The sequence below is a fragment of the Dysgonomonas reticulitermitis genome (assembly GCF_054601275.1).
This window is the reverse complement of the sequence record NZ_BAAHWU010000038.1, coordinates 21,418-28,966: the sequence shown is the minus strand read 5'-3', so window position 1 is coordinate 28,966 and position 7,549 is coordinate 21,418. Positions and strand designations below refer to the sequence as shown.

The window sequence follows — 7,549 nt, the reverse complement described above, 5'->3', positions numbered from 1 at the left end:
CAGCACAATGACGATTTTAAGAAAATGCTCGATGCCGGGTTGAGGTCGAATTCAACATACCAGAAATACAAGGATGTTTACCTGCACCTGGAAGCGTTTATTAAAAAGCGGTATAACCGTACAGATAAAAGTATATCCACAAAGAATGTATCTTATTTTAAACATCTTCATTCTTAGTTTTACAGGCGGTATCTTTTATTTTCAAATTATTTGATAAATTTTCTCAAACCCTGTCAATGTAGGAAAATAAAACCTTGGCTTTCAAGCCGGAATTAATGCCAAAGGATTTATTCTTTGACCTTTTAGCCTGAAAAACTTGCTCTGTATTATGTTTTGTTAATTCCAATTTAACACTCTATAAATTCCAAATTATCATCATGAAATAAAACCAAATCATATTAATATTGTATTATACTTGTAAAAGTTTATCATTAAACCAAATTACCTAAAGAATAAAAACATAATTTGATGCCATGTCTTTAAACAAATTTCATCTGTTAGTTCTCCTCCTACTTTTATACCTGTCAACATTCGGGCAGGATTCCCTGAAATACGATATTGTTGTCGACCGCAACGGCAGGGGCGATTACAGAAACCTGCAAGAAGCCGTAGAATCTGTCAGAGCCTTCAATTCGGCAGGAATAACCACTATATTTATTATGGACGGAGTGTATAAAGAGAAGGTGGAAATACCGACTCATATATGCAATTTGAGGATAATAGGACAAAGCATCGAAAACACGGTCGTCAACTTTGACGACCATGCCAACATCAACAAGATGGGGACATTCAGGACTTATACATTCCTTATACGCGGCAATGACATCTGCATGGAAAACCTGACCATCGAAAATTCCTCGCTTCCATTGGGTCAGGCTGTAGCATTGCATGTAGAGGGGGATCGCATCATATTCCGCAAATGCCGTTTTTTAGGTCATCAGGATACGATATATACAGGGAAAGAAGCTGCCCGTATCTATTTTGAGGACTGTTACATCGAGGGAACTACCGATTTCATTTTCGGCCCGTCCACATGCTGGTTCGAATGTTGTGAGGTACATTGCAAGAAAAATTCTTATATAACAGCGGCAAGTACATCTCAGCATATTGAGTTTGGTTATATATTTAACAACTGCAAAATTACAGTAGGCAAAGACGTAAACAGGATGTATTTGGGGCGCCCGTGGAGGGCTTATGCCATGACCTTGTTTATGAATACTGAATTACCCGAAGGTGTCAGGCCCGAAGGATGGCACAACTGGGGAAAAGAAGAGAATGAAAAAACAGCACGGTATATGGAATACAACAACACCGGTGTGGGTTCAAAAACCGGGAACCGTGTGGAATGGGTAAAAATACTTACTAGCGAAGAAGCCCGGAAATATACTGTAGAAAACGTAATGAAAGGTTCCGACAACTGGAATCCCTTAGTAAATAAAAAATACAAATATTGATTATGAAACGACTAACAGCGTTAACTATCTTATCCCTGTGCTTTCTGATTATGCAAGGAAAGATTTATAACATGCAGGATATGGGTGCAGACACAACAGGGGCAAAAGCATGTACAGCCTTGATCAACAATACAATCAGGAAAGCGGCACAGGAAGGTGGTGGCACTATTTATTTCCCTGCCGGACAATACCTTACGGCAGCAATACATATGGAAAGTAATATTACAATAGAAATTGAAGCAGGGGCAACGTTGAAATTTTCAACTAACTTCGAAGACTACCTCCCTTTTGTCAGGATGCGTTGGGAGGGTGTGTTCATGAACAGCCTGTCACCTTTATTCTATGCCCGTAATGTGGAAAATATAACCATTAAAGGACGGGGAATAATAGACGGGCAGGGACATACATGGTGGGCTGAATCGAGGCGTATTATTGACGAAATAAATAACAACGGAAAAACATTATCGACAAATTCATTCCAGCAGAAATGGCTCGATGCCAACAAAGGCATAAAAGTTTCGCCATATTATGAAAAGTCGCTTGAACGCAAATTCTTCCGTCCACCGTTCATACAGTTCCTCGAATGTAAGAACATTTTGATAGAGGGCATTACAATCCAAAATTCTCCGTTCTGGACTATCAATCCCGAAGGCTGTGACAACATTGTCATCACGGGCGTAACAGTGTACAATCCGTGGGCTAATCCCAAAGGACACAATACAGATGGCATAAACCCTTCTTCGTGCCGCAATGTCCGCATATCGGATTGTTTTATCAGTGTCGGGGACGACTGCATCACCATCAAGTCGGGACGGGATGAAGACGGCCGGATTTACGGCAGGCCTTGCGAAAACATTACAGTTACCAATTGTGTAATGCTGACAGGGCACGGAGGCGTTGTTATCGGCAGCGAAATGTCAGGTAGTATAAAAAAAGTAACAATATCCAACTGCGTATTTAACGGTACGGATGCAGGCATTCGTTTAAAGGCGTCACGCGGACGTGGAGGTGTGGTAGAGGAAATAAGGGTGAATAATATCATAATGAACGATATTCAGCGCAATGCTTTCATCTTCGACCTGTTCTACGATAAAGAATCACAGGCTGAGCCTGTCAGCGAACGCACCCCGGTGTTCCGCAATATTCATATAAGCGATGTAACAGGGAGCAATATAAAAAAGATCGGATATATTACAGGTATTGATGAGATGCCTGTCGACGAAATATCATTCTCAAATATCAACATGACCGCAATTGAAGGCTTTACCGTAAAAACGGCATCCAACATACATTTCCATAATGTGGATTTTTCATCTGAAAAGGGTAGTCCTTTTTCTTTCTCCGACACAAAGAATATTATACTTGACAATGTCCGTTCAAAAAAAACATTGCCTAACCAGCCTGTAATCTTGTTCGACAATGTGGAGAACACACTTGTCAACAACTGTTTCCAACTGACACCTGCCGATATTTTTTATTCGGCAAAAAACAGCAATATCATATGGGGCAACAATTTCATGCAAAATGTAAAAACCATCGAAGCAGAGCAATAATATGAAAACAGCCGTATTTTTTATATCATTATTATTTAGCATTTCATTTTACGGACAGAAAAACTATATCAGGATGGCTGATTCGGAAATGAAGCGGAATCCGGAGGCATGGATGATCGACTTCTCAAAAACGCCAAAATGGAATTATTGTCACGGATTGGAAATGATGGCTATTTTACAGGTTTGGGAGAAAACAGGCGACATTAAATATTATGACTATGTATATGCGTATACTGACCGGATGGTAAATGATGATGGCACGATAAAATCATATTCTGTGGATGAATACAATATCGACAGGGTAAATACTGGAAAAATTCTGTTCCCTGTTCTGGCGAAAGAAAATGATGAACGTTTCAGTAAAGCGTTGAAATTATTGCGTAGCCAGATGGAAACCCATCCCCGCACTGCAAATGGAAGTTTCTGGCACAAAAAGGTATATCCGCATCAGGTATGGCTCGATGGCCTGTATATGGCCTGTCCGTTTTTGGGCGAATATGCAAAACAATTCGATGAGCCAGAGTTATTCGATGACGTAGCTTTGCAGATAATAGATGTGCATAAACATATGTATGACGAAAAAACAGGATTATACTTTCATGGATGGGACGAGAGCAGGGAACAGAAATGGTCAAATCCCGAAACCGGGCTGTCATCGAATTTCTGGTCGAGAAGCATCGGATGGTATATGATGGCAATGGCTGATGCTCTTGACTTTATTCCCGAAAACCACCCCCAACGGAAAGAAATCATATTTATATTCAGGAATTTATCAGAGTCTATAGAAAAGTTCCGAAACAAGAAGACGGGAATGTGGTTTCAAGTGACAGATCAAGGGGAACGAGAAGGCAACTACCTCGAATCCACAGGCTCGGCCATGTTTATCTATTCATGGATTAAAGGAAGTCAAAAAGGTTATCTGGATAAAAGTTATCTTAAGAAAGGAACAGATGCTTATATGCAGTTTGTAAAACAATTTATAAAAATAGATAATGATGGATTGATGTCGGTAACAAATTGTTGTACTGTAGCAGGTTTAGGAGGTGATAAGTTTTACAGGGATGGTAGTTTTGAATATTATATTTCCGAACCTGTACGCGACAATGACCCTAAAGCAATAAGCCCGTTCATAATGGCCGGTATTCTGTTAAACCAATAATATATTTATGAGACGAAGCATGATTTTTATCAAATCACCAAAGTCCATGATAATAAAAATCATGCGAGTTCCATATGGCAACTAAAATCAAAATTATTATCATATGAAAAAGACAACTATTCTGTTGATTCTTTCTATCTTTCTGTATTCAGAAGGAAACAAGGCACAAACTCCGGCCTTTCCTGGAGCTGAAGGTGGAGGAATGTATACCTGTGGAGGCCGTGGCGGTACAGTTTATTATGTGAATACACTGGAAGACAACAATGAAGGGAATTCTTTGACCAACGAGGGCTCTCTGCGTTGGTGTATCAATCAGGAAGGAAAAAGGACTATCCTGTTTAAAGTTAGCGGAACAATCAAGCTCAACGGGCATCTCCGCATAAGAAACGGCGACTTTACTATAGCAGGCCAATCGGCTATGGGTGATGGCATCTGTGTAGCAGACTATCCTGTAACTGTATCGGCAGACAATGTTATAATTAGATATATGCGTTTCCGCATGGGTGACCTGAAAATAACGTCACAGGAAGCGGATGGCGCAGATACATTCAGTGGAGGCAGGAATAAGGATATAATAATAGACCACTGCTCGATAAGCTGGAGTGCCGACGAATGTTCATCTTTTTACGATAATGAGAATTTCACGATGCAATGGTGCATTATTTCCGAGAGTTTGCGCCTATCTGGACATTCCAAAGGGCCTCATGGTTATGGCGCTATCTGGGGTGGAGTGAATGCCACATTCCACCATAACCTTTTAGCGCATCATGACAGCCGTGTTCCGCGTCTCGGGCCGGGAACGAAACATGCCGGAAGAGATACTACCGATGTACGCAACAATGTTTTCTACAACTGGAACGGGGAAGGATGTTACGGAGGCGAGGCTATGCATGTGAATCTGGTAAACAATTACTATAAATCGGGGCCTGCCACCCGCGCCAAAATAGCAAACCGGATAACGGCAATCAGTACAAACAAAGGGACACGCGGCTTCGAACGGATTAAAGATACTTGGGGCAGGTACTATATTTCGGGAAACTTATTGCCTCATAACAAGGAAATATCGGATGACAACTGGTTGGGAGTTGACGTGCAAAGTGATAAAAATAAAAACGACCTGAAATTGGATAAACCTCTCGAAGTTGCCATTATCAATACCCATGATCCAAATACGGCTTACGAAAAGGTTTTGGCTTACGCCGGATGTTCGAAACGCCGTGATGTCGTAGATCAACGGATAATTGACGAAACAACCCTTGGTTCGGCACAATTCACAGGACGAAGCAGATATAACGGAGAGGGAGGACAATGGAAAAGCCAGAGTTATCCGCGGAAAGGAATTATTGATTCGCAATCGGATCTGAATCCCAATCCGGACAATAAGAACTGGTCGGCATGGCCTGAATTGAGAGAAGGGAAACCATTCTTGGACAGTAATAAAGATGGTATTCCCGATGGATGGTTAGAAACAAATTTTCCGGACAAAAAAGCAGATGATATCAATAATAAAGGATATACTTACCTGGAGGTTTATCTTAACGGATTAGTTGAGAACATAACCAAGAATCAGCAATAAACATCAGGTTTTATGGCAAAGCAAACGTTAATATTAGGACTTTTACATATTACAGGTTTGATATAAATAATTAAAAAACAAAATATGAGAAACAAAACGAAAACAGGATTGCTGGGATTAATACTTTGTCTGGTATTAACAAACGCGCAGGCTCAGGATAGCATATCGCAAACATGGGTTGCCGATCTCGGTAACGGGACTTACAAGAATCCAATCCTTTACGCCGATTATTCCGATCCGGATGTTTGCCGTGTAGACGATGATTTCTACATGACAGCATCCAGTTTTAACTGTATACCCGGACTCCCCATCCTACATTCAAAAGATTTGGTGAGCTGGACACTGATAGGGCATGCTATCAGCCGGATGCCTGAAAATGCATTGTTCGGCGAGGGGGTAAATCACGGAGGTAGTGTATGGGCTCCGGCTATCCGTTATCACAAAGGAGAGTTTTATATTTATTACGGTGATCCCGATCTGGGAATATTCATGACCAAAACGAAAGACCCCACCGGTGAATGGGAACCATTGGCGTTGGTGAAAGAAGGCAAAGGTCTGATAGATGCCTGTCCTCTTTTCGATGACAACGGGGATGTGTACCTTGCCCATGCTTTTGCCGGAAGCCGTGCAGGTATAAAAAGCCTTTTGGCTGTAACCCGGCTTACTGCCGATGGGAAAAAGGCAATAGGCGAATCGAAGATCATTTATGACGGGCACATAGCAGACCCCACTATAGAAGGCCCCAAGTTATATAAAAGAAACGGATACTACTATATACTTGCTCCTGCGGGAGGCGTGGCTACCGGCTGGCAGATAGCAATGCGGTCGAAAAACGTGTTCGGCCCTTACGAGAGAAAAATAGTAATGGCTCAAGGGAAGACCGAAATCAATGGCCCTCACCAAGGAGCATGGGTAGATACATCTACAGGCGAAGACTGGTTCCTGCATTTTCAGGATGTGGGTGCATTAGGCCGGTTAACACACCTTCAACCTGTGGTATGGAAAAATGACTGGCCGGTGATAGGTGAGGACAAAGACAGGGATGGGTGCGGGGATCCGGTTCTTGTCTACAAAAAGCCATATGTAGGGAAAAACTATCCGGTGGCTACACCTGCCGAAAGCGATGAGTTCGATATAAACCAACTGGGCTTGCAATGGCAATGGAATACCAACCCTGACAGTTGGTGGAGCTTTACCAATCAGGAAAAAGGATGCTTAACCCTGTACTCTGTCCCTGTGCCCGATAATTATGTAAACCTTTGGAATGTTCCTAATTTACTATTACAAAAAATGCCGGCTCCCGACTTTATGGTAACAGTGAAGCTTACATTTACTCCTGATAAAAGTATAACCGGGGAACGCACCGGATTATTAATAATGGGACGTGATTACTCATTGCTTTCTATTGAGAGTATGGAAAACGGACTTATCCTTTCACAGGCAGATTGCTACGGGGCAGATAAAGACAAGACCGAAGTTGTGAACCAGTCGGCAAATCTGAAAGATGCAACCATTTACCTTCGCGCACAAATAAAAGATGGGGCAACCTGTTCTTTTAGCTATAGTACCGACAATAAAAAATATGTATCTTTAGGCAAAGACTTTATATTGAAAGAAGGTCAGTGGATTGGCGCTAAAATGGGAGTATTTTGTTCCCGCCCCATAAAAAAGAATGATGGCGGATATGTCGATATAGATTGGTTCAGGATAACAAAATAAGAAAGATAAAGACTACGAAGCTTATCCTGTAATCTTTTACTCTAAAATCCATGATCTGCGATAATTATTTTACTGTAGCTTTTTGGTA

At 41.5% G+C, this 7,549-nt stretch carries 5 protein-coding genes; all 5 read left to right on the top strand.

Annotation, left to right across the window (positions count from 1 at the left end; all coding sequences use genetic code 11):
- Positions 1 to 473: 473 nt before the first annotated feature.
- The 5 genes from ACYPZI_RS12275 to ACYPZI_RS12255 all read left to right on the top strand — a co-directional run bounded on the left by ACYPZI_RS12275 (position 474) and on the right by ACYPZI_RS12255 (position 7,461).
- Positions 474 to 1,454 (top strand): pectinesterase family protein, encoded by a 981-nt coding sequence (locus ACYPZI_RS12275; protein WP_459602010.1) that lies wholly within the window; start codon positions 474 to 476, stop codon positions 1,452 to 1,454.
- Between the two features lie 2 nt (positions 1,455 to 1,456).
- Positions 1,457 to 3,007 carry a glycoside hydrolase family 28 protein gene (locus ACYPZI_RS12270; protein ID WP_459602008.1) on the top strand — a complete coding sequence of 517 codons (1,551 nt, stop codon included), beginning with the start codon at positions 1,457 to 1,459 and terminating at the stop codon, positions 3,005 to 3,007.
- A 73-nt stretch (positions 3,008 to 3,080) separates the two neighbouring features.
- The gene (locus ACYPZI_RS12265) at positions 3,081 to 4,166 is read left to right on the top strand and encodes a glycoside hydrolase family 88/105 protein (protein ID WP_459602006.1); all 1,086 of its coding nucleotides are present in this window, start codon (positions 3,081 to 3,083) and stop codon (positions 4,164 to 4,166) included.
- A gap of 103 nt (positions 4,167 to 4,269) precedes the next feature.
- Positions 4,270 to 5,742 (top strand): pectate lyase family protein, encoded by a 1,473-nt coding sequence (locus ACYPZI_RS12260; protein WP_459602004.1) that lies wholly within the window; start codon positions 4,270 to 4,272, stop codon positions 5,740 to 5,742.
- 84 nt (positions 5,743 to 5,826) lie between these two features.
- Positions 5,827 to 7,461 carry a glycoside hydrolase family 43 protein gene (locus ACYPZI_RS12255; RefSeq protein ID WP_459602002.1) on the top strand — a complete coding sequence of 545 codons (1,635 nt, stop codon included), beginning with the start codon at positions 5,827 to 5,829 and terminating at the stop codon, positions 7,459 to 7,461.
- The last annotated feature ends 88 nt before the right edge of the window (positions 7,462 to 7,549 follow it).

What these genes read in the sequence shown, in the direction of transcription:
- ACYPZI_RS12275 (WP_459602010.1), top strand. Translation starts at nt 474, where the DNA reads ATGTCTTTAAACAAATTTCATCTGTTAGTTCTCCTCCTACTTTTATAC.
- ACYPZI_RS12270 (WP_459602008.1), top strand. Translation starts at nt 1,457, where the DNA reads ATGAAACGACTAACAGCGTTAACTATCTTATCCCTGTGCTTTCTGATT.
- ACYPZI_RS12265 (WP_459602006.1), top strand. Translation starts at nt 3,081, where the DNA reads ATGGCTGATTCGGAAATGAAGCGGAATCCGGAGGCATGGATGATCGAC.
- ACYPZI_RS12260 (WP_459602004.1), top strand. Translation starts at nt 4,270, where the DNA reads ATGAAAAAGACAACTATTCTGTTGATTCTTTCTATCTTTCTGTATTCA.
- ACYPZI_RS12255 (WP_459602002.1), top strand. Translation starts at nt 5,827, where the DNA reads ATGAGAAACAAAACGAAAACAGGATTGCTGGGATTAATACTTTGTCTG.